The sequence below is a fragment of the Tenacibaculum litoreum genome (genome assembly GCF_964513915.1).
Taxonomy (GTDB): domain Bacteria; phylum Bacteroidota; class Bacteroidia; order Flavobacteriales; family Flavobacteriaceae; genus Polaribacter; species Polaribacter litoreum.
The window spans coordinates 1,024,150-1,044,979 of sequence record NZ_CAZEQS010000003.1 but is presented as its reverse complement, the minus strand read 5'-3'; the positions used below and the strand labels follow the sequence as shown (position 1 = coordinate 1,044,979).

At 31.1% G+C, this 20,830-nt stretch carries 21 protein-coding genes and 1 other RNA gene; 9 read left to right on the top strand and 13 right to left on the bottom strand.

What is annotated here, in order from left to right; translation table 11 throughout:
- Nucleotides 1-47: 47 nt before the first annotated feature.
- From ACKTTR_RS10780 to ACKTTR_RS10750, 7 genes are all read right to left on the bottom strand, one after another.
- On the bottom strand, nt 48-989 hold the full coding sequence (locus tag ACKTTR_RS10780; protein ID WP_408027844.1) for a proline dehydrogenase family protein: 942 nt from the start codon (nt 987-989) through the stop codon (nt 48-50).
- Between the two features lie 23 nt (nt 990-1,012).
- Nucleotides 1,013-1,624: a hypothetical protein gene (locus ACKTTR_RS10775; RefSeq protein ID WP_408027843.1), complete on the bottom strand. Its 612-nt coding sequence runs from the start codon at nt 1,622-1,624 to the stop codon at nt 1,013-1,015.
- 51 nt (nt 1,625-1,675) lie between these two features.
- A complete protein-coding gene (locus ACKTTR_RS10770; protein ID WP_408027842.1) occupies nt 1,676-2,257 on the bottom strand; it encodes a Crp/Fnr family transcriptional regulator in 582 nt (193 codons plus the stop codon).
- Nucleotides 2,258-2,425: 168 nt separating this feature from the next.
- Nucleotides 2,426-2,788, bottom strand: a complete 363-nt coding sequence (locus ACKTTR_RS10765; protein ID WP_408027841.1) for a DUF2200 domain-containing protein — start codon at nt 2,786-2,788, stop codon at nt 2,426-2,428.
- An 8-nt stretch (nt 2,789-2,796) separates the two neighbouring features.
- Nucleotides 2,797-3,123, bottom strand: coding sequence for a DMT family transporter (locus ACKTTR_RS10760; RefSeq protein ID WP_408027840.1), 327 nt, complete (start codon nt 3,121-3,123; stop codon nt 2,797-2,799).
- 30 nt (nt 3,124-3,153) lie between these two features.
- A complete protein-coding gene (locus ACKTTR_RS10755; protein ID WP_408027839.1) occupies nt 3,154-3,828 on the bottom strand; it encodes a hypothetical protein in 675 nt (224 codons plus the stop codon).
- Nucleotides 3,829-3,869: 41 nt separating this feature from the next.
- Nucleotides 3,870-4,454, bottom strand: coding sequence for an SMI1/KNR4 family protein (locus tag ACKTTR_RS10750; RefSeq protein WP_408027838.1), 585 nt, complete (start codon nt 4,452-4,454; stop codon nt 3,870-3,872).
- Nucleotides 4,455-4,718: 264 nt separating this feature from the next.
- Here ACKTTR_RS10750 and ACKTTR_RS10745 point away from each other — a divergent pair, with 264 nt between their 5' ends.
- The 4 genes from ACKTTR_RS10745 (at nt 4,719) to ACKTTR_RS10730 (ending at nt 9,405) form a co-directional block, all read left to right on the top strand.
- Nucleotides 4,719-5,807, top strand: coding sequence for a helix-turn-helix domain-containing protein (locus tag ACKTTR_RS10745; protein ID WP_408027837.1), 1,089 nt, complete (start codon nt 4,719-4,721; stop codon nt 5,805-5,807).
- A 188-nt stretch (nt 5,808-5,995) separates the two neighbouring features.
- Complete coding sequence (locus tag ACKTTR_RS10740) at nt 5,996-7,528, top strand: S41 family peptidase (RefSeq protein WP_408027836.1); 1,533 nt, start codon at nt 5,996-5,998, stop codon at nt 7,526-7,528.
- 3 nt (nt 7,529-7,531) lie between these two features.
- Entirely contained in the window at nt 7,532-8,236 is a 705-nt protein-coding gene (locus tag ACKTTR_RS10735) for a S1 family peptidase (protein WP_408027835.1), read from the top strand.
- A 26-nt stretch (nt 8,237-8,262) separates the two neighbouring features.
- Nucleotides 8,263-9,405, top strand: coding sequence for a hypothetical protein (locus ACKTTR_RS10730; RefSeq protein ID WP_408027834.1), 1,143 nt, complete (start codon nt 8,263-8,265; stop codon nt 9,403-9,405).
- A gap of 17 nt (nt 9,406-9,422) precedes the next feature.
- On the opposite strand, the gene ACKTTR_RS10725 is transcribed toward ACKTTR_RS10730, so the two are convergent.
- Nucleotides 9,423-11,867, bottom strand: coding sequence for a carboxypeptidase-like regulatory domain-containing protein (locus tag ACKTTR_RS10725; protein WP_408027833.1), 2,445 nt, complete (start codon nt 11,865-11,867; stop codon nt 9,423-9,425).
- 6 nt (nt 11,868-11,873) lie between these two features.
- Nucleotides 11,874-13,571: a M23 family metallopeptidase gene (locus tag ACKTTR_RS10720; RefSeq protein ID WP_408027832.1), complete on the bottom strand. Its 1,698-nt coding sequence runs from the start codon at nt 13,569-13,571 to the stop codon at nt 11,874-11,876.
- A 148-nt stretch (nt 13,572-13,719) separates the two neighbouring features.
- On the opposite strand from ACKTTR_RS10720, the gene ACKTTR_RS10715 reads away from it, so the two are divergent.
- From ACKTTR_RS10715 to rny, 4 genes are all read left to right on the top strand, one after another.
- Nucleotides 13,720-14,010 (top strand): hypothetical protein, encoded by a 291-nt coding sequence (locus tag ACKTTR_RS10715; protein ID WP_125067109.1) that lies wholly within the window; start codon nt 13,720-13,722, stop codon nt 14,008-14,010.
- Between the two features lie 15 nt (nt 14,011-14,025).
- Nucleotides 14,026-14,313 carry a cell division protein ZapA gene (locus tag ACKTTR_RS10710; RefSeq protein WP_099213796.1) on the top strand — a complete coding sequence of 96 codons (288 nt, stop codon included), beginning with the start codon at nt 14,026-14,028 and terminating at the stop codon, nt 14,311-14,313.
- Nucleotides 14,314-14,372: 59 nt separating this feature from the next.
- A non-coding RNA gene (gene ssrS, locus ACKTTR_RS10705) (6S RNA) lies at nt 14,373-14,481 on the top strand.
- A gap of 49 nt (nt 14,482-14,530) precedes the next feature.
- Entirely contained in the window at nt 14,531-16,096 is a 1,566-nt protein-coding gene (gene rny / locus ACKTTR_RS10700) for a ribonuclease Y (RefSeq protein WP_125067111.1), read from the top strand.
- 57 nt (nt 16,097-16,153) lie between these two features.
- Here the strand turns inward: rny and ACKTTR_RS10695 are convergent, their stop codons facing one another.
- Complete coding sequence (locus tag ACKTTR_RS10695) at nt 16,154-16,879, bottom strand: hypothetical protein (RefSeq protein ID WP_408027831.1); 726 nt, start codon at nt 16,877-16,879, stop codon at nt 16,154-16,156.
- A 239-nt stretch (nt 16,880-17,118) separates the two neighbouring features.
- On the opposite strand from ACKTTR_RS10695, the gene ACKTTR_RS10690 reads away from it, so the two are divergent.
- Nucleotides 17,119-17,613, top strand: a complete 495-nt coding sequence (locus tag ACKTTR_RS10690; RefSeq protein ID WP_408027830.1) for a DinB family protein — start codon at nt 17,119-17,121, stop codon at nt 17,611-17,613.
- On the opposite strand, the gene ACKTTR_RS10685 is transcribed toward ACKTTR_RS10690, so the two are convergent.
- The 3 genes from ACKTTR_RS10685 to ACKTTR_RS10675 are packed head-to-tail and all read right to left on the bottom strand — an operon-like array spanning nt 17,614 to nt 20,823.
- A complete protein-coding gene (locus ACKTTR_RS10685; protein WP_408027829.1) occupies nt 17,614-18,798 on the bottom strand; it encodes a gliding motility-associated C-terminal domain-containing protein in 1,185 nt (394 codons plus the stop codon).
- Nucleotides 18,795-19,730 carry a hypothetical protein gene (locus ACKTTR_RS10680; protein WP_408027828.1) on the bottom strand — a complete coding sequence of 312 codons (936 nt, stop codon included), beginning with the start codon at nt 19,728-19,730 and terminating at the stop codon, nt 18,795-18,797. Before ACKTTR_RS10680 ends, ACKTTR_RS10685 begins: the two co-directional genes overlap by 4 nt.
- Before the next feature lie 16 nt (nt 19,731-19,746).
- Nucleotides 19,747-20,823, bottom strand: a complete 1,077-nt coding sequence (locus ACKTTR_RS10675; RefSeq protein ID WP_408027827.1) for a hypothetical protein — start codon at nt 20,821-20,823, stop codon at nt 19,747-19,749.
- Between the last annotated feature and the right edge of the window lie 7 nt (nt 20,824-20,830).

Below are 20,830 nucleotides of genomic sequence, written 5' to 3'. Positions count from 1 at the left end.
AATAAACTATGTTGTGCCATAAGTATAGAGTGGGTAATGAGAAATTTTTAAGTGTTATCAACAATATCGGCCAAAGCTCTAAAAATATTCATAGGATATTCGGCTACTCTGTTACAAAGGTATAGATACCATTCTTTACCATAAACGAAATATAACTTTGTATTATATCCTTCATTTTTTAAATTAATAAGTTGTTGTGTTTGTATACCATAAAGGCTTTCAAACTCATACATTTCATTAGACGGATTATATAGGTTGATAAGTTTTTTAGCTTCTTCTTGTATGATATGATGATGCGTAGCAATTGAACATTTGTGGTTGTTAGATAGTAAATATTCAATATAATCCAGATACACGCTATTTAATTTTTCCCCTCTTGGGATTGAGAGTTTTTTAGGAGTTTCAAAAGCACCTTTTACAATTCGAATTCTTCCTTTCTCTTTTACTAATTCTTTAAAATCATCTTTACTTCTATATAAATAAGCTTGCATTGTTATAGAGAGGTTTTCAAATGATTTAGAACCTTTTTTATAAGTATCAATGATATCGTCTGTTCGATTAATTCCCTCTGCGCTTATTGTAACTTCTATGTTTGGGTTTTCTCTGCAAATTTTTGATAGATTTTCATAAGCTAAATCTTTAGATATAGCCAAACCAATATGTGAAAGGTCTAAAGAAACTGTAGCATTTAAATTTTGATTATTAATTTCTCTCACTATTCTTAAAAATTCATTTGTAGCTTTATTTGCTTCTTCAATAGTAGAAGTGTTTTCTCCCATGAATTCTATAGAACACTTAAATAGCCTTTTATTTTCTTTAATAACCTTGGTTATGGTTTCATTTAAGTTTTCTCCACCTATATATCTATCTGCAGCCTTTTTTAATGTATTAAAAAGAATGGGGTTGGCTATTAAATATTCTTTCGCATTTTCATTCATAGCGGCTTTTCGAAGAGCTTCTGAACCAAGTAGAAGTAAGTCTTTGTGCATTCTAAATTAGTTTAGTTAGTATTTTATTTTCCGATTAACACGTTATACTCTTCTGGTATTTTAACTCCAGAAAACCCATTTGTTAACCCATAAAAGGTTATTACAGTAAATACAATTCCTATTAAAAAAATAATTTTTGATTGTTGCTTAACTGATAACCCGATGAAGTTTTTTTTCATTTTTTGATAATGAACTGCCGCTATGTGTCCAAAAAAAGAGATAATAGCTAAGCTGTAGTAAGGGAAAAAGAAAAGATTAAAAGGAGAAGTATTTAAGCCAGCAACACCAAAATAAAAGTTGGTATCAAGGCTCAAGAAGTATCTACCACTTAATACCGCACTAACATGTATGAGTAAGAAAAAAGCTAAATATAAACCTGTCCAAACTTGTAGTTTGTCAAAATATGTAACTAATGATTTTCGTTTTGAAATAAATAATTTTAAACCTGAAATAATTTGAATAAGTACTGTAACAAATAGTATGAACTCTATAAAGACATTTCTATAGACAACTCTTAGTTGGTCCATGAATTTAATATGGACTTCTTCTCCAAAAACACTTAAAAAGTGGTTGAGTAAATGGAGTCCTATAAAAACAGTAATTGTTACTCCTGATATGTAGTGTAGACGTTTCATTTTTTTTTTAACAAAAATCTATACTTTTTAGCAGGATTCATTTGATATAAATCAAATTCGTTTTTTAGGCTTCCTTATTCTACTTAAGGTTTCAAGAGTAATTCCTAAGTATGATGCTATGTGGGTTAAAGAAACTCGTTGTATTATAGTTGGATAAGTTTCTAATAACTGTTTGTATCGTTGTTCTGCTTTTTGAAATAGTATAGAGGAAATTCTTTCTTGTAGACTTAACATGGTTTTAGTTACAATAACTCTAATTAATCGTTCGAAATCATGGTGTTTGTTTGAAATAATTTCAACATTTTCTTTTGTAAGTTCTAATAAAATGGAGTCTTCAAGTAATTCAATATAGTGTGGACTGGCTTTATCTGTGAAATAACTTATAATAGGACTTATGAAATCATTTTCAAAAGCAAACCAATCTGAAACATCTTTTCCATTTTTTAAATAATAAGCTCTAGCTGCTCCAGAAACTATATAATATGTTTTGTTAGAATATTGCCCCTCACGTACAAGGGTCTTTCCTTTTTCAAAACTCAATATTTTAGTGATTTTTAATAAATCTGATTGACATTCTGAAGATAATTTACTGTACGTGTTGCTAATTGAGTTTATTATAGCTTCTTTGTTCATAGTTAAATGTTGTAATTATATTTAAATCACTTATTTAGTTAATAAAAGAGATGAATAAGAGTTGATAGGAGGTAATAGTTAATGTTTAGAAAAGCAAGATAAAGAGATTATATAAAGTAAAAAAACTCCAAGTTTTTACTTGGAGTTTTTTGTGAAAAATTAGTTATGTTAACCACGTAAAATTTTTTCCATTTTACGACCTTTAGCCAATTCATCTACAAGCTTGTCTAAATAACGAACTTTTTTAGTTAATGGAGTTTCAATTTCTTCAATTCGATAACCACAAATAACTCCTGTAATTAAATGAGCATTTGGGTTTAAGTTGGCTTCTTTGAAGAAGGTTTCAAAGGTTACTTTTTGATCAATTAATTTGTTTAATATCTCCTTATCAAAACCAGTCAACCATTCAATTACTTGATGTAATTCTTCTAAAGTTCTGCCTTTCTTCTCAATCTTCGTAACATAGTGTGGATAAACAGAAGCAAAAGTCATTTTTGCAATTCTTTCGTCGTGCTTTGGTGTTGTTTTCATATTTTAAGTTAATGAGAAACTATCTTGAGGCCTACAATCGAAGTGATTAAGGTAGTAATAAAAAAGAGTCGCCAAAATGTAGCGGGTTCTTTAAAAACAATAATTCCAATTAGTACTGTTCCCACAGCACCAATACCTGTCCAAACAGCGTAAGCAGTTCCGATAGGTAGCTCTTGAGTTGCTTTTATAAGGAGCAACATACTAATAGATAAACAAACTAAAAAGCCAATATACCAATAGTTAGCTACCATTCCAGTGGATTCTTTTGCTTTTCCAAGGCAAGCGGCAAAAGCGACTTCAAAAAATCCAGCTATAATTAATAAAATCCAATTCATTTATTAAACCTTTACTGTTGAGTCTTTATTTTATATAACAGACTCTCTTTGAGATGTTAATTTATGAAAATTTTTATTAGTTAGTAATTCAGCTATTTTATTTCTCCCTTCAGCACCGTTTTCTAATATATATGTTAATTCTTTTGAGGTTAAAAGAGTTACATTAACTAAAGCTATCTCTTCAATGCTTAGTTTTAATGATTTATTAATACTATTGTTTTTTAAACCTAATAATATACCAGCCTCCTCATCTTCGTTTACAAATTGTTCTGGCAATCCACTACCATCAATTGTAGTTGATATGTAAGTATAATCATTTAAAGTATACGAAATATTAGGGTTAGCAGCAGCAATGTTACTTGCTCTTCGCATAACTTTAAATTCCCAAGAATCAATAACATGCTGAATGTCTTCATATTTGTTGTCGCTAATTGCATAAAGTTCTAAACCAATACCATTATAGGTTTGGTTTTCTGAGTTTGTATCATAGTCGTCATATGGATCACTCAACCCATCTGTAGCTATAATAGTACTATCTTCAGTATTAATTCCTATATGAGCTTGTCGTAAAGAAGGCCATTTTGGTCCTCCTAAAAAGGTAGGGTTAATCATACTCCCTATAACATCGGAGAAAGGAGTTCCTATTTGTTGCCAGTATTCATTTCTAATCTCTGATGAAAGTTTAAAATGTTGTTCGTAATTCATAAAACAGTTTTTATTTATAGTTTTTTATAGCTTATTTTAAATTAAATATCTTCTCTACTAACTATTCCTCCCCATTCGTCGGAGTAAACATATTTATTATTTTCAAGACTCTTACAGTAGTTTTCAAAGAAAATTTTAAAAGAAGGAGCAATGAATTCTCTTACGCTATCGTCATGCCACATTCTTATTATTTGTCCTTTGGTTCCGTTTTCAGTAGGATCCATATCTATACAAAGGTGATTTCCAGACCCATCGTAGGTAATAGGTATCCATTTAGGGTTCCACCAAAAGTCTTTAATCTCTTCATCAGGTTCAGCTTCGCTATCTTCAAAGTCTCCACTTTGATATAAATCATACCAAATCTTCCATTCATCTATTATTCGGTTAGAAGAAAGTAGTTCTTCAGCTTTTATAAAACCATCGGCATTTCTATTTTGGCCATTGTGTATGCTTAAAAAAGCTATAAAGTCTTCAGGTAATTCTGTTTGTATGGTTTGTTGCAATTTGTTTATTTCTTCCGGTAGAATTGCAGGTTGAAGTTCTCTAGATAAATGTGGAGCGTTAGAAGTAATCCAAATTTTAAATCGATTCCATAAATTTTCAATTTCAATTTTTTGATTTTTCATTTTAATTATTTTTTGTAGTATAATATTGATGCTTACTTAAACTCTCTCTCAAAAAATAGATAAAGTCTTTCATAGCACTTTGAAACTCTCAAGCTAAAGTACTATGTGTGTAAAATGAGTAAGGAAGTTTTTTCGCTAATTTTTCGTTAAAAAAGAGTAGAGAGGGCTAAAGCGTTACGCTTAATTTTTAAATGGAGAACTTTTTTGTAGTAGGTATGTATCATTTAATAATACGATATTTACAATCTTGGTAAAAGAATTAAAATGATAGATATATTTCAAGGAATCGCTTTTTTTAACTTTATATTTTTTTCGATACTTATTTGGTTACACAAAGATAAAATAGACTATGCAATCTATATTTTTTCTTTCTTTTTATTAGGAAAAGGGCTTACATTATTTAGTAATTTAATATTAACAAAGGCTATTTTCCCAAGTAATGAGACTATTCTAAATACAGGAATTGTATTAAATTCTTTTTTATTTTTTTATGCACCTTTTTTATGTTTTTTCGCATTAAGTGTAGTTTACGGAGCAGTTTCTTTAAAAAAATATTGGATTCACTTTATTCCGTTTGTGTTGTTTTTGTTGTTAAATACAATTGTTGTTTTTGCAAGACTTACAAAAGTAGAAGAAAGTGTTTTTGTGAAGATACTTGATATTAGAAGTACTTTTACCAAACTCTATTATGTACAGGTTGTTGGTTATACCATAGCTTCGATTTGGATTTTACATTCATATAAAAGCGAGAGTGTAAGATTTCAAAAAATGTCGAGATGGTTAAAGGGAGTTTTAATTGCTTTTTTTACGGTTTGGATGCTTTTTTTAGCAAGTTCAGTAACAGAAACAAATGTCAATTTGTCTGAAGGATTTACCTTTTTAGGAGTTCTTTTACTCTTGCTACTGTCAAACATTGTAATCGTATTTCTTCTAAATAATCCCGAGTTTTTTTACAATCACTTGTCAGTTAAGCTTCAAAAGTTACCCGATGATAAAAAAGCTACCAGAGCGGTTTACGAAAAGTTATGTCAATTAATAGTTGAGCAGCAGCTGTATAAAAAGGCGGACTTAAAAATTGGAGACTTATCGGAGGCTATACAAGAGTCATCTCGTGCAGTTTCTAAAGTAATTAATTCTCACTATGGTGGAAATTTTAATGATTTTATCAATTCATATCGTATAGAAGAAGCAAAGAAATTATTGAGAAATGAAGATGAAGAGATAACTATTTTGACAATTTTGTATGAAGCTGGATTCAACAGTAAATCTGTTTTTAATACTGTTTTTAAAAAAATGGAAGGGGAGACACCTTCTTCTTATAGAAAAAAATACCTTACCTCTATGTATAGTTAATGATTGTGCTTACCCTTTTCTTTTTTAAAAAATAATTTCCTTTTCAAGTTGTTAAATACCTCTTAAAATGAGGTTCTGATTTCTGTTTTTACACATTTTAGGACGACTTACGATCTTTTAAAACATAGGTTTGCGTACGTTTTAATACATGTTTGTTATTAAACGGTTACATATTAAAAACCTAATAGATGAAATCTAATTTTTTGATCGTATGGAGTTTGCTTGTCATCTCCTGTAGTGGAATTTCACAAAAAGTAAACCTATCTATAGAGTATGCACTATGGAATGAAGATGTTACCTACCTAAAGAAAAAAGTAGAGGAAATAGTACCTCAATTTAAAACTTCAAAAAACAAGGTAGCTTTTGAAAAACAATACAACAATTTTTTAAATCGTACGAAGAAGACTTCAGGGATAGGTAACGTTTTTGAACTACAAAAAATACTAAATACACTCGGAGATGAAGGGTGTACGATTCCATTATTTCAAAAAGGGCTGGCATTAGAAGTACTACCAATAAAAACATATTGGTTTAACGATGGTCTTTATGTATTAGATGCGGCTCCCGCCTATAAAGAAATAGTGGGGGAAGAGATTGTAAAAATAAATACTACCACACCAAAGGAAACATTTAAAAAGGTTTTGTCTTTTTTGAATGCAGATAACAACTATTATCAAAAACACCTTTTTCAGTTATACGGATTTGCACCATTATTATTAAAACATCTTGGGTTGGGGGCAAGTGAGAATGAAATAGTGTTGCAACTAGCTTCGGGAATATCTGTTGTTGTCAAAGCAGCACCTATCGAAAATTATGCAGAACTTGATAGAAAATTACCGAATGATGGTTTTTTCAGTCACACAAACAAAAATCATTCAGAAGAAAATTACTGGTTTGAATTCATCCCAAACACCAAAACACTTTTTATGCAATTACAAAAAATTATAAACAACGATAAGGGAGATTCATTCTCTAATTTCATAGACAAAGTTGAAGAGCACTTAAAGAAAGGAGAAGTGAATAAGCTAATTATTGACCTTCGCTATGGAGGTGGTGGGAATGGGTTTAAGTTAAAAAAGTTTACCGACCTGTTAAAAGACTCAAAAAAAATGAATAGAAAAGGAAATTTGTTTGTACTAACAAGCAAAGCTACTAGGGGGAGTTTAGTAGAGTTAGCATCAATATTAAGCATAAATACGAAAGCTATTCTTGTTGGCGAACCCACAGCAGAAGGACCCAATACTGTTGGTGATATCAAGTACATTATCTTGCCCAACTCAGGTGTCAAAGTATCTCTTACCCATACACTATGGCCAACCAGTTGGAAATCTGACACCACTACTTTTTTAATACCCTCCTTAAGTGTTATCTATAACTACCAAGATAAGGTTAATACCACAGACCCATGGCTTACTAAAATACAAGAATACAAGAGTGAAGAACTGAAAGAGAAAATACCTAAAGAAGTACAAGAGGAAATAATAGGGAGTTATAGAATAGCAGGAAGAAGGGTAACTATTGAAAGAAATAAAGACCGATTATTTTTTAAAATGAGTGGAAGAATGAGAAGTTTTTTTGAAATTAATACAGAATTATATTTTCATTCTGAGGGAATACTTTCTACTGATATAGAAGACGTATTTGTGAAGTACGAAAAAAAATCAGGCAAAATACAACCAACGGTTTTACAATGGAAACAAGTGAATTTAAATATTCAATAAATTATGAAAAATAGCAAACGATGTACACTAATAATTTACCTGTCTCTAGTATTTTTTAATGTGCATGCACAAAAAGATACTGTTTTGGTATGTGATGTAAAATTTAAAAACCCAAAATTTAATAATAAACATGCAGGAAGTGCTTTTTTACTCAATTATAAAGGCAAAACTTTTGCCTGTACGGCTAAACATGTGTTGTTTTTTGCTAAAACAGATAGTATGAAAACGATTAGTTTTAATAACAGCTTAAAGTCATGGAGTTTTACCTCTAAAGTAAATCCTGAAAACAAGGTAATAGCTGGGAAGCTCCTGAATGAAAATACCAACGAAATTTTGACAATGCCACCAAAAGGAGATTGGCTGGTTTTTGAAATTAAAAGCAAACCCTCAAAAAATATAGTTGTACACAAATTAAGGAAAGCTCCTTTAAGAGGAGGAGAACAATTATACTTTATGGGATACCCATACAAAAGTTCAAAACCCATAAAAGTAAAAGGATCTTTTATAGGCTTTACCAAAGATAAAAATTTAAAGTTAAATGTGCCAAAAGGAATATACAATGGTTGCAGTGGTGGTCCAGTATTCGATGAAGAAGGAAAGCTGGTAGGATTGGTATCTATGGGATATTTTAACAACAAGGAAAATAAAATGATTTTTGAACCTGCTTCTACAGATTACTTCAAGCAAATAGTCAATAACAACAATTAAAAGTTCAACAAACAATATAAATACAGATGAAAGTAAAAAGCACTTTTTTCACTATAAAAAAAATAAGAGTACTTGTTTTTACAATGCTTTTAAGTAATGCTGTTTTGGCTCAAAAAATAGCATATTACCGTCATTTAGTCTTTAGAGAAACTCCCTTCTCAGATACGAAAGGAATACATCAAATAGATAAAGCTACGGCTCAAAAAGAAACACATTATCGATTTGTTTACGATGAGCAAAATCGGTTAATTGAAGTGTCACATAGGCTAGGAGATTATATTATCAATGATAATAATAACTGGGACAGCTTTATATGGTTTTCTCCAAAAATGACTATCAAATACTCCAAGAATCAAGAAATAAGATATTACTATAATAGATTAAACAAAAGAGTTGAAGCACATGGTAACATGTACAAAGCTGTTTTTCAGTTAGACGATCAAGGCAATAGAACTTCAGTGAAATTTTTTGATAAAGAAAATAGGGCTTCTGAAAATGCTTGGGGAATACACCAATACGAATGGACTATTTTGGGAGAAGGAAAAGTAATAGAAAAACGTTTTAATTTGAAAGGAGAGCCCAAAACCATACGTCCTGATTTTACCTTTTATACGGTAAGAATGGAGTTCGGAAAAGATAGCCTTTTAGATTTTGTATACCATTTAGAAGAAAACGGAGCTATTGTAAACAATAGTATGAAGGCGGCTATGGATAGGATAGTATACGACCAAGAAGGAAATTTTTCTAGGTGGATGGTTTTTGATAAAAACCTACAACCCGTTGAAGGAAATGCACCAGAGTTTGCAATAGGAGAACATTTGTACGATACGCGTGGTAACAAGGTAGAACTAAGGGGCTTTGATGTGATTGGACGTATGAAAGCGATGCCTTCTGGTGTAGCTAGAGTACTCAATACATATGACGAGTATAATAATCAAATTGAAGTTAAAATTTTAGATATTAATAATAAACTTCTTCAACATGTAAAAAGAGAATATAGTAAAGATGGGAAACGAATTGAATGGTTACGTTTTTACAACTCTGATGGAAATCTATTGATGCATCCTCAAGCAAAATTTGCAGCAATGAAATTCTTATATGCCAAAGATGGCAGTATGAATGGTAGGAAGTATTACAACGATAAAATGAAAGAAGTAAAAAGGTCGTAAAATAGAGCGTTGAAAAACTAAAATTGCATTCCTAATTTAAAGTTTAGTACTCTTCCTGTCATATAGTTAGGAATACCGTATTGATTTTTACTGTATGCATCACGCACCCATGTATTGGTATTGGAATTGCGAATATCAAAAATATTAAAGAGTTCTAAACCAGCGGTTAGTTCTTTAAAGCTTCGTAAAAAGCCAGTTTTATGTTGTTTATTGGCATCAGCAAAAACATAAGAAATTCCAACATCGGCACGTTTATAATCGTTCAAACGATTTTGAAATTGATATACATCAGCATAAGCAGGAGCTCCGCCAGGTAACCCTGTGTTATAAACAAGGTTTAGATAAGCTTTTAAGTCAGGTAAGTTAGGTACATAGTCTTGAAATAACACTCCAAACTTTAACCGTTGATCGGTTGGTCGAGCAATATAACCTCTGTTATTGATATTTTCTTCCGTTTTTAAATAACCAAAGCTTACCCAACTATCGTTGCCAGGAACAAATTCACCATTCAAACGAACATCTAAACCATAAGCATAGGCTTTGGTACTATTATCAGCGCGATAGCGAATACGGACATTGTCTACCGAATAAGCATTTACATCTGATAAATCTTTGTAATAAAGTTCAGTAACTAATTTAAAAGGGCGTTCCCATAAGTTGAAACTATATTCATTACCAGCAACTAGGTGAATTGATTTTTGAGCTTTTACTTCAGGGTGTACTTGTCCGTCATAGTCACGTAATTCTTTATAAAAAGGAGGTTGTGAATACCATCCACCAGATATTCTAAATAGCATATCGCTATCCCAATCAGGTTTTATAGCAAATTGTGCTCTAGGACTAAAGATTGTTTGAGAATAGTTATTAGTAGAAGCTGTTTTTATGGACCAATAATGAGAACGAACTCCAATATTCATCCAAACTTGGTGCTCGTTCCAAGTAGTTTTTCTACTAAATTGTAAAAAGCTAGTAATACGATTAATATCTGTTTCATTTTCTGCTCTTACATTTCTGTAAGGTTCAATAGGGCCTGTAAAAGGTTCGTATGGTTGATTATTAGTAATATGGTGCGGTGGGCGAACAGAAAAACCTAATGAATCTATCACTTCCCATTCACGAATACGATCCTTAATATTTTCTTTTTGGTATTTAATACCAGCTTTCCATTCATTATTACCGTCTTTTAAAGTAGCTTTTAGTTGAATGTTACTAATTAAAGCATCTAAATCGTTACGTGCATGATTAATTTGCGAACCTATTCCTTGAGAAAATTCAACTTCACCAAAATTTTCAGAACCAATATTACTATTTACTTCTCCTATAGCGTAAGCGGCAGCGATATCAAAGTATTCTTCTTCTTGAGTGTTAAAAGATGAAATTGTACCAGTAAGTTTTAGGTTGTCGTTAACTTGATAATCAGCAGATAATGCTCCAAATAAGGTTTGAAAACGATCTTTTTCTTGTCCTTGATAAAAAACAATCAACTCCAATGGATTTGTTAAGGTTCCAAATCGAGTTTTACGAGTTAATGGTTTATAATTGTAATTGTTGAGAGAGAAGTTCCCTAAGAAGTTTAATGTTAGTTTATTAGTAACTTGATAGCTTAAAAATGATTGAACATCTGTAAATTGGGGTCTAAAGTTAACTTCAGTCTGCTTATTATTTACAAATAAGCTATTATCACGATAACGAACACCAACAATAGCACTTAGTTTATTATTGACAAAAGTATCTTCAATAGTAAAACTTCCTCCTAATAGACTCAAATCCAATTGTATACCAAAATTGGTTGGTTTTCGATAGGTAATATCCAAAACAGAAGATAGTTTATCACCGTATTTTGCTTGAAATCCACCTGCAGAAAAATTGATATTCTGAATCATATGCGGATTGGTAAAACTTAATCCTTCTTGTTGACCAGAACGGATTAAAAATGGACGATATACTTCTATTCCATTTACGTATACTAGGTTTTCATCAAAATTACCTCCGCGAACATTGTATTGAGTACTTAATTCGTTATTGTTACTAACCCCAGGTAATGTCATTAATATATTTTCAACACCAGCATTAGCACCAAGTATGTTTTTTACCTTTTTAGTTTTTATTTTGGTAATACCTTGTGCTTCTTTTTGTTGGTTTTTAACGATAACTTCTTCCAGCTCTTCACTCTTAATTTGTAAAGTAGGGGAGAAGTTAAAGCTTTTTTTTCCTCTAGAAGTGAATTTTTTTACCAAAGTTTTATAAGAAACATGTGTAAATGTGACAGTAACAGTTTTACGAATAGGAATTGTAAATTGATACATTCCGTTGGCATCAGTAGTAGTTCCTTTAGATAAATAGGAAATCGCAACTCCTTCAATAGGTGTATTGAATTTATTGGTGATGATTCCTTTTACTGTAGCTGTTTTTTGTGCAAAAACAAGTGAAGGGAACAGTAATAAAAGAATAAATTTTTTCAAGCTTGTCTAGTTTACTTTTCTGAAAAATGTTGCTGAAACTGTTTCAGTATTACCCACATTATCAGAGACTACAAGTTTAAAAATATGTTTGCTACCTACCAACTTTTTATCATTAAAATCGTAAGTAAGAATTCCTTTTTTATGATTGTATTCCATTAAAACCCATTCACCATCAATGGTAGCACGGTAATTTTTAATACCGGTTTCTTTATCACTAATTTTAACTTTAAGTGTTTTGTTTTTAGAAATCCATTGATTATTGTTAAAGTTATATAATTGAATTGTTGGTTTTTCAGTATCAAAGCGTAAAGCATAACTTCCTAAAAGCTTAGTAGTGGTATACACTTTGTCTATTTTTTTTCTTGTAGATGTATATCTTGGATATCTAGGATTTGTAATATTAGCAATATATACATGTTGTTTTTGGTCTTCTGTTAAAAAAGAAGTCTCAAAAGTTAGTGTATAACGTTTATCTAAAGGAATTGTAGGATCATGAATCTTAGCAGTACCATTTTCAACCTTAAAATCGATAAAACAATCTTCATAAAAGGTGTTTTTAGGAAAAGCAATTGTTACATTTTTTTGGTGGAACTTATTAAATTCAGTTGCTATAATTTTATAGTTTGTGGTGTCTTTTTGCTTATATACTAAATTACTAGCAGTTCCACTAACTGGTATTCTTACTTTAGAGGTGTTGTGTTTGAAATCTTTGGCTATAATTTCAATATTGTAATTAGCTCCGTCTTCGATATGAATCTTTCCATTATTGACCAAATCTTCATAAAAGCTAAGTCTGTTTGCCTTTACTTTATGTGTTCTTTGTACTCTGTTTCTATACTTTTTATAGTGTTTATAATCGATTAATAGATTAATATATTTGCTTTCAGCAAAAGAAAAGGTTTCAACATCATGATAATATACTCGTTGACCATTTACTTTCATTTCTAAGCTATAAATTCCATTTTTATTCAATGCACCATTTAATCGGTCAAATACACTAATACCAAAACCAATAGTACCACTAGCTGTAATTTTTTCGGCAACATAATTGCCATTACCGTTGTTTTTGAAAGAAATAACAGATTCTAAAGCAGAATTATTAATTCTGGCATCGTCACTTAGTGGATATGCCATTAGCTTTTGAACAGTAGGAGTTTTATTATCCTTAGCTGTTAAGCCAAAATGCATTGGGTTTATAATATTTTCTGTTTGTGTATTTCTAATTTCATAATGTAAGTGTGGACCTCCAGAACTACCTGTGTCACCAGTATAACCAATAAGTTGTCCTTTTTTTACAGGAAATTTATCTGATTTAAGGAAAAGGTTTCCGGTACTATATTTTTCTTTTTTATACTGGATGTTTTTTACATATCGTTGAATACTTGGCTCAAATCGTTTTAAATGAGCATATACGGTAGTATAACCATTAGGATGTGTTATATACAAAGCTTTTCCAAAACCATATTGCTGCACTTTTATGCGAGAAACATAACCATCTGCCGGTGCATAAATAGGAATACCTTCTTTTCCTTGGGTTTTAATATCTATTCCTGAGTGAAAATGATTACTTCGTAGCTCTCCAAAAGTACCAGATAGTACTACGGGAATTTTTAAAGGATTTGAAAAATAATTTCGTGGATACTTATTTTGAGCATTCCCACTAATAAAAAAGACTAATAAAATAAGAGAAAAATAAAATTTCAAAATGCAATAGTTTTAAAGCAAAACTAGTAAAAATCTGACAAAAACCTTAAGGGTTCAGAATCAGTGTTTTGGTAAAAAACACTAAAAGAGTTGCTAATTATAAGTTATATTAATAACTTTGTGAATATAGTTTTATTCTCTAAAATAAATGAGTAACCCTTTAAAAGCAATTCATTTACTGGAAGATAGGTTGAAGAACTTACTTTCGAACTATGAGTTTTTGAAAGAAGAAAATAAAGTTTTACTTCAAAATAACGCGGAGTTACAAGTTTTATTACAAGAAAAAGAGAAGCAATTAGAAGAACAGCAGAAACAGTTTAATTTGCTGAAGGTTGCGAAAACTATTGAGGGCAGTAACGAAAATACAAGAGAAACAAAACTCAAAATAAATGCTTTAGTTCGAGAGATTGATAAATGTATTACTCTTTTGAACACATAATATAAAGTTCTTTACATGGCAAAAATAAAAGTTAATGTGGTAATTGCTGGTAGGACGTATCCATTGAGTGTAAATAGTACCGATGAAGAGGAAGGGTTACGTAAGGCAGCGAAAAGTATTAATGAATTAATTGCCAAGTTTGAACAAAGTTATGCGGTAGCAGATAAGCAAGATGTTTTAGCAATGAGTGCTTTACAGTTTGCATCAAAAGCAGAAATAGTATCGTTAAAAAATACTAAAGAAAAAGCCGAAGTATTGCAAAAGATAAATGAATTGACTAACTTGCTAGAAGATCATTTATAAAACGTTCTTTAAAATATATATATTTAATATACTGCCTACATTAGTACATTGTTTGTTAAACTCAACGTTATTCAATTATAAAGGATGAGTCGTGGTTAGTAAAGCAAGCCGATTTTACCTCGGATCCTTGATCAATCAGTTAATCCTAAACTTGTTATTTTGGAGTTTTTTAAAACCCTATTAATGTAGGCTTTTTTTATACAATCAAATCAAAATTATGGAGGGAATATTATTTCCTGTTTTAGCAGGAATTATAGGTGTAGCAGTAGGTTTTTTTATTGCTAAAATGTTAGAAAAATCTAATGCAAATAAATTAATACAAGAAACAAAAAAGGAGGCTAATAGCATATTAAAAGAAGCTAAAGTAGAAGCCGAAGCAATAAAAAAAGATAAGATTTTACAAGCTAAAGAAAAGTTTATAGAGCTTAAATCTGAGCATGAAAAAGTAATCCTATCAAGAGAAAAGAAAGTTTCTGATGTAGAAAAAAGAATAAGAGATAAAGAAAGCCAAGTTTCATCAGAGTTAGATAAAACCAAAAAACTTAATAAACAGTTAGAAAAGAAAGAAGCTGATTTTGATTATAAATTAGAATTCTTAGAAAAGAAAGAGTCAGAATTAGAAAAAATGCACAAGCGTCATGTAGATATGCTTGAGCAGATTTCAGGACTATCTGCAGATGAAGCCAAGACAGAATTGGTTGCATCATTAAAAGACGAAGCAAAATCTGATGCTATGTCTTTCATCCAAGACACTATTGAAGAGGCTAAAATGACAGCTCAACAAGAAGCTCGTAAGGTAGTTTTAAACACTATTCAGAGAGTAGGAGTAGAGCAAGCTGTAGAAAACTGTGTTTCTGTATTTAATTTAGAGTCGGATGATGTTAAAGGTAGAATTATTGGTAGAGAAGGACGAAATATTCGTGCTTTAGAATCAGCGACAGGAGTTGAGATTATTGTAGATGATACGCCTGAAGCAATTATCTTATCGTGTTTTGATCCAGTTCGTCGTGAAATTGCTCGTTTATCAATGCATAAATTAGTTACAGACGGAAGAATTCACCCAGCAAGAATTGAAGAGATTGTAAAGAAAACCGAAAAGCAAATCACTCAGGAAATTATTGAAGTAGGTAAACGTACTGTTATTGATTTAGGAATTCACGGTTTACATCCTGAATTGATTAAAACAGTTGGACGTATGAAGTATCGTTCTTCTTATGGTCAAAACTTATTACAACACTCACGTGAAGTAGCAAACCTTTGTGGTATTATGGCTGCTGAAATGGGATTAAATGCCAAAGCAGCTAAGCGTGCAGGTTTATTACATGATATAGGTAAAGTGCCTGAAACAGAAAGCGAATTACCACACGCATTATTAGGAATGCAATGGGCTGAAAAATATGGAGAGAAACCAGATGTGTGTAATGCAATTGGTGCTCACCATGATGAAATTGAAATGAAGAGTTTAATAGCTCCTATAGTACAAGTATGTGATGCAATTTCAGGAGCAAGACCTGGTGCACGTCGTCAAGTATTAGATTCTTATATTCAACGTTTAAAAGATTTAGAAGATATTGCTTTTGGGTTTAATGGTGTACAAAAGGCTTATGCTATTCAAGCTGGACGTGAATTAAGAGTAATGGTAGAAAGTGCTAAAGTAAACGATACTAAAGCTGCTGAATTATCATTTAATATTTCTCAAAAAATTCAGAATGATATGACTTATCCGGGACAGGTTAAGGTTACTGTAATTAGAGAAACAAGAGCAGTTAATGTAGCTAAATAAGTTTATTAGTTTATAAAATAAAAAAATCCCTCATCAATTTTGATGAGGGATTTTTGTTTAATCATGGTTTCTTCTTGATTTACCTTTTTGCTCAGGCTTTCCTTTTCTGTATTTGTTTTTATACTTTTTATTTTTGTAAGCCTTATGTTTACGTCTTTTTATAACTTTACTATGCTTTCCTATTTTTGCATTTGGTAGTGCTCTGTAATAGTAAAAGTTATTGTCTTCTCTATATTGACGGTAGTTTCTTCCAAAGTCTTTTCTGTAAAAATAAACGTCATCATAATCAAAAATATCTCCAATGTTTATATCGATATTTACATCAAACCCATCATCATCGTAGTAATAATGATCATCATCATGGTGATGGCTGTGTCCTGGTTTTACAAATCCTCTAAATCTTGGATTACCCCATCTATCATATTGAATGTGTAAGTTCCCCACTTTAAATAAATTTCCAAACTTATACCTCATAAATACACTACCAATTCTTTTTACATTTCCTCTGGCATCGTAGTTTATGTACACGTTTCCTACACTTCTAACACGGCCTCTTCTATCACGTTTTATACGTACACCGTAGTCAGAATATCTATCGTAGTGGGTATTGAAATCGAAATCTCCGTTTAAAAATACATGAAATTGGATTCCTCTTTCTACAAAGGTAACAGCATCATTATAACGATTTGTAACCCCAATTTTGCTAGTTGATTTTTCAATGTTGTCGGCATTTACAGTTGTTAATGACATCATTGCTAATAATAATAGTATCCCTGTTCTCATAATTGCTAATTTTAGGGTTATGCTTACTCTATATGCTTTTCGGCTTCCGCAGTTGTTGTGTAATTTTCAAAGAACGTGCCAAAAAATATTTTAATGCTTTTTTAAAATGGTAATATAAAGTGATGTTTTGCTTTATGTTGTTGATATATAGTGTCTTATTTTGAATTGAAAAAATAATTTATTTCTCCCCGTAAAAAGTTCTATATTTATACGACTTACTAGAAAACTTATACTTACGAATGATAGCAGCTATTGATAAAAACTTACAAAGGGGAATTAAACTATTAGAAGCGATTAGTGATGAACAATACAGCGATACATCAATTCCACCTTATTATTCAAGTATAGGTGCTAACATGAGACACATTCTAGATGTTTTTGCTTGTATTTTTAATGGATTAAATAAAAAATGTGTTGATTTTTCTGATAGAGAACGCAATCAGCTAGCAGAACAAAAAACAGCACATGGAATTGCATATTTTAAAGAGGTTATTGAGCAATTATACTGCTTAGAGGCAGAAGATTTTGATATAATTATTTCTGTTACAGATGATTTAGGAGCAGGGAAAGTAACGGCAAATTATACTTTAGGTAGCGCTTTGATACAAGCACACAGTCATGCAATACATCATTTTGCTAGTATAGGTTTTATTATAAATCAATTAGGAATAGAGTTGCCAGATGCAGATTTTGGATATAACCCTACGACACCAAAAAAAGAGCTAGTAAAATAATTATCGGTTAATATAAACCCAGCCTTTTTTAAGTTTTTGATAAGCATTTGGTTCGTCACCTAGTTCTAAATAGTAAAAATAAGTTGCTGCTGGAAGCTTGTCTTCTCTATTAATAGTCGATCTACCATTAGAGGTACCGTCCCAATTATTTCTATAGTCTTCAGTTTGATATACAATATTACCCCAACGGTTATAAATGACTAGCTTATTGTGAGCATATTCATCCACTTCATCAAAAACCAAGAAATCGTTAAGATTATCTCCATTTGGAGAGATTAAGATATTGTTATTGTTGGTTTTAATTTCATCATCTAATAATGAGCCAATAGTAATTACTTCATAATTGTCAGGAACAAATGCAGCAGATGTAATTGTTCCTTCAGACAAGTCTCCAGTAACTCTTAATACATCTAAATTTACCCATTGGTTTTCATTTTTACTCCAACCTACTACAATTAATTGAGAAACTTGATTAGCTAAAGAAGCAATATCACTACGACTATTCCATGTTAAAGTGATTTGGGTTTCGTTTTTTCCGTCCAAATCCCAGAATTCGATATTGCTAATATTTTCAATTACAGCTTGTTTTTGGTCTGTTAAAAAATTAGCAGTAAAGTTAGTAGGGAAATTAGGATCTTCGTAAAAATACGCTCCTTTAAAGAAGTAATATTTATCAGTATGAGGTAAGCTCATTGGACGTAACATTACCCCATCTCCTACAGGAAAGGTAAAATTGGAAGTATTTTTGTTTCCTTGTTTTAAAGATATATATCCGTTTACATGTCGCTGATTATCTTCACCTGCGTAGAAATCATAATCAACAAAATCTAATGAAATATTAAGGCTATTTTTAGGTGTAATTACTTGCCCATTAATAAAGCTCAATTGATTTCGTATTCCTAGAGAGTTGAGTAACTCTAAGTTTTGTAGAGCATCAATTTCTACATTAAAAAAAGTAATTCTATTAGTTCCGGAAATAATTCTAGTTTCATTCTCAGCATAAAAGCCAGCAAATCCTGTATAGTTATCTAATGTACCATCATTAATAACGTTAGTATGAAAACCTACTTGAGCATCATCATGTAATTGCACATTTCCTGAATTATAAAAGGCATTTTGTGCTGTAGTAAGAGTAATACAACTTATAAAAAATAATAACAATATGTGTTTTCTATAGAACATCATTTGTTTACTCTATAGGTTATACGGCGATTAGTAATGATTTTACCAGACGGCTGATTACAGTTATTAACGGTTATTGTAACTGAGTTTGAAGCATTATAACCAGAGTGTGTAATATTTATTTGATAAGTTATACTGCCATCTGTTGTAGGAGATGCAGATGTTGTATCAGAGTTTGTATTAGTGATATTTCCTGTTGTAGGCGTAGAAGCCCAATTATAAGTAGTAGTATTTCCTGAATTATAAGCAGTACCAGAAGGGTAAGCTGTAAATGAAATAGTTTCTCCAGAGCATAACTCTGTAACACTAGGCACTATTGTTACGGTTAATGATTGGTTACCTCCAGAATTATTAACTTCATTAAAAGATTCTACACTGCTACCACCACCACCGTTACAAGTAGCATAAATGTTTTTTCTAGCAGTACCTATTTCCAATGTTTGATTTTTACTACAAGGAGGAGGATTTATATAAATACCATGTGTTGAACCCAAAGAAGGATCGTCAGGTAGTGTGTTTTCAACAATTAGTTCAGTATTATCATTAGATAAGGTTAACGTAACAAAGCTAATCCATTTTAAGAGCCCATCTAGTTTGATTAAAAAAGTATTGGTAAAAATGGTAGCATTTGAATTTACCTCTAAAATTTCAATATTGGTGTCATCATTATCTCCAATAGTTATCGAGTTTACAGAGATAGAAATAGGTGAATTAATAGTGATAGTGTTACCATTAATTATATTAATGTCGTTTGTAGGGCCATTCCCAGGGTAATAAGTAGCGGTTACCCAGTTGGTACCATCAAATCGCTCCCAGTTTGTAGCTGTTGTCCAGTTTCCTGAATTAATACTTCTAAAATCATTAATATTTTGTGCAGATATATTGGTAAACATTCCTAGAAGGAAGAAAAACAGTAAGAACTTATTTTTTAACATATCGGCCTCTTTAAGGTTATTTAACTACAAAAACAACATTGATAATTGTGTTGTCATTTGTAGGAACATTGTCCACGCTATAAGTCATTAACCCGTTATCATCTATACTATTAATAGTTAAGATAGACGTGTCATAATCGGTAACGTAGTAGTATAATTCATCAGCATTATAAGTAGGTATTGTAGCTGGAGCACTAGTGCTACCAATCGCAGGGCTATTAAATTGAGCTGTGTATTGTGTATATAAGTTAATGGTTCTACCCGAACCAGTTGTACTAGCATCTATTGCAATTGATGGAGGATAGAATATTCTTGAAGCTTTAGTAGGGGCTATTTGTTCCCAGGCTCCATCATTATATATATATATCGTACTATGCTCACCTGAAGTTAATTCATAAATAAAAAAATCATTTTCTATAGGAGTATAGCCTACAGGAAAAGAAAATGTAGCAGGTGTGCTAGTTGAAGAGTTTGAAGTTTTTGTTACAGTATTTTGTTGGTTATTAGCCCATTCTACACCTGTACCAGTAGAGGTTAGTATTTGACCAGAAGTTCCAGCAGAGTCATTAATATCTAATAATGTATTGTTAAACTCAGTAGGGCTTTGTAACATAATATTATTAGGAGCAGAAAGTTGCATTGTTGTACCTGCTGAAATTTGAGAAGAAGTTCCAGAAGATATTTGCATTGTACCACCAGTAGAACTTATTTGTGTACCTAAAGTACTAAGCAACTGTAAGTAGTTAATGTTATTAAAAACTAAGTTATTTGTGTTACCGTTTAGTATACGGTTACTTGTTAAGGTTCCATCAGCAGTATAGATGTTTTGAGTAGCCAATGTAGAGGTGATTAATTTCCAACCATCTACAGTATCATATATTTTTATTTGATTGTTGGTAGTATCAAACCAAACATCGTTTTCAACTGGAAGTGTAGGTGCAGTTGTAGAGGTGGTTACAGTATTGTTGTTAACTGTTTGTATAGTTCCTTTATTATCAATAACCCTAACTTCTTGAGCATTGGCACTAAAAGTAAGTAGTACCAATGCAAAAGTTAGTATATATGTTTTTATATGTTTAATATTTTTTGACACTAAAAAA

What these genes read in the sequence shown, in the direction of transcription:
- ACKTTR_RS10775 (WP_408027843.1), bottom strand. Translation starts at nt 1,624, where the DNA reads ATGAAACGTCTACACTACATATCAGGAGTAACAATTACTGTTTTTATA.
- ACKTTR_RS10695 (WP_408027831.1), bottom strand. Translation starts at nt 16,879, where the DNA reads ATGAGAACAGGGATACTATTATTATTAGCAATGATGTCATTAACAACT.
- ACKTTR_RS10740 (WP_408027836.1), top strand. Translation starts at nt 5,996, where the DNA reads ATGAAATCTAATTTTTTGATCGTATGGAGTTTGCTTGTCATCTCCTGT.
- ACKTTR_RS10680 (WP_408027828.1), bottom strand. Translation starts at nt 19,730, where the DNA reads ATGTTAAAAAATAAGTTCTTACTGTTTTTCTTCCTTCTAGGAATGTTT.
- ACKTTR_RS10755 (WP_408027839.1), bottom strand. Translation starts at nt 3,828, where the DNA reads ATGAATTACGAACAACATTTTAAACTTTCATCAGAGATTAGAAATGAA.
- ACKTTR_RS10710 (WP_099213796.1), top strand. Translation starts at nt 14,026, where the DNA reads ATGGCAAAAATAAAAGTTAATGTGGTAATTGCTGGTAGGACGTATCCA.
- ACKTTR_RS10745 (WP_408027837.1), top strand. Translation starts at nt 4,719, where the DNA reads ATGATAGATATATTTCAAGGAATCGCTTTTTTTAACTTTATATTTTTT.
- ACKTTR_RS10770 (WP_408027842.1), bottom strand. Translation starts at nt 2,257, where the DNA reads ATGAACAAAGAAGCTATAATAAACTCAATTAGCAACACGTACAGTAAA.
- ACKTTR_RS10765 (WP_408027841.1), bottom strand. Translation starts at nt 2,788, where the DNA reads ATGAAAACAACACCAAAGCACGACGAAAGAATTGCAAAAATGACTTTT.
- ACKTTR_RS10730 (WP_408027834.1), top strand. Translation starts at nt 8,263, where the DNA reads ATGAAAGTAAAAAGCACTTTTTTCACTATAAAAAAAATAAGAGTACTT.
- ACKTTR_RS10760 (WP_408027840.1), bottom strand. Translation starts at nt 3,123, where the DNA reads ATGAATTGGATTTTATTAATTATAGCTGGATTTTTTGAAGTCGCTTTT.
- ACKTTR_RS10685 (WP_408027829.1), bottom strand. Translation starts at nt 18,798, where the DNA reads ATGATGTTCTATAGAAAACACATATTGTTATTATTTTTTATAAGTTGT.
- ACKTTR_RS10750 (WP_408027838.1), bottom strand. Translation starts at nt 4,454, where the DNA reads ATGAAAAATCAAAAAATTGAAATTGAAAATTTATGGAATCGATTTAAA.
- ACKTTR_RS10735 (WP_408027835.1), top strand. Translation starts at nt 7,532, where the DNA reads ATGAAAAATAGCAAACGATGTACACTAATAATTTACCTGTCTCTAGTA.
- ACKTTR_RS10690 (WP_408027830.1), top strand. Translation starts at nt 17,119, where the DNA reads ATGATAGCAGCTATTGATAAAAACTTACAAAGGGGAATTAAACTATTA.
- rny (WP_125067111.1), top strand. Translation starts at nt 14,531, where the DNA reads ATGGAGGGAATATTATTTCCTGTTTTAGCAGGAATTATAGGTGTAGCA.
- ACKTTR_RS10780 (WP_408027844.1), bottom strand. Translation starts at nt 989, where the DNA reads ATGCACAAAGACTTACTTCTACTTGGTTCAGAAGCTCTTCGAAAAGCC.
- ACKTTR_RS10715 (WP_125067109.1), top strand. Translation starts at nt 13,720, where the DNA reads ATGAGTAACCCTTTAAAAGCAATTCATTTACTGGAAGATAGGTTGAAG.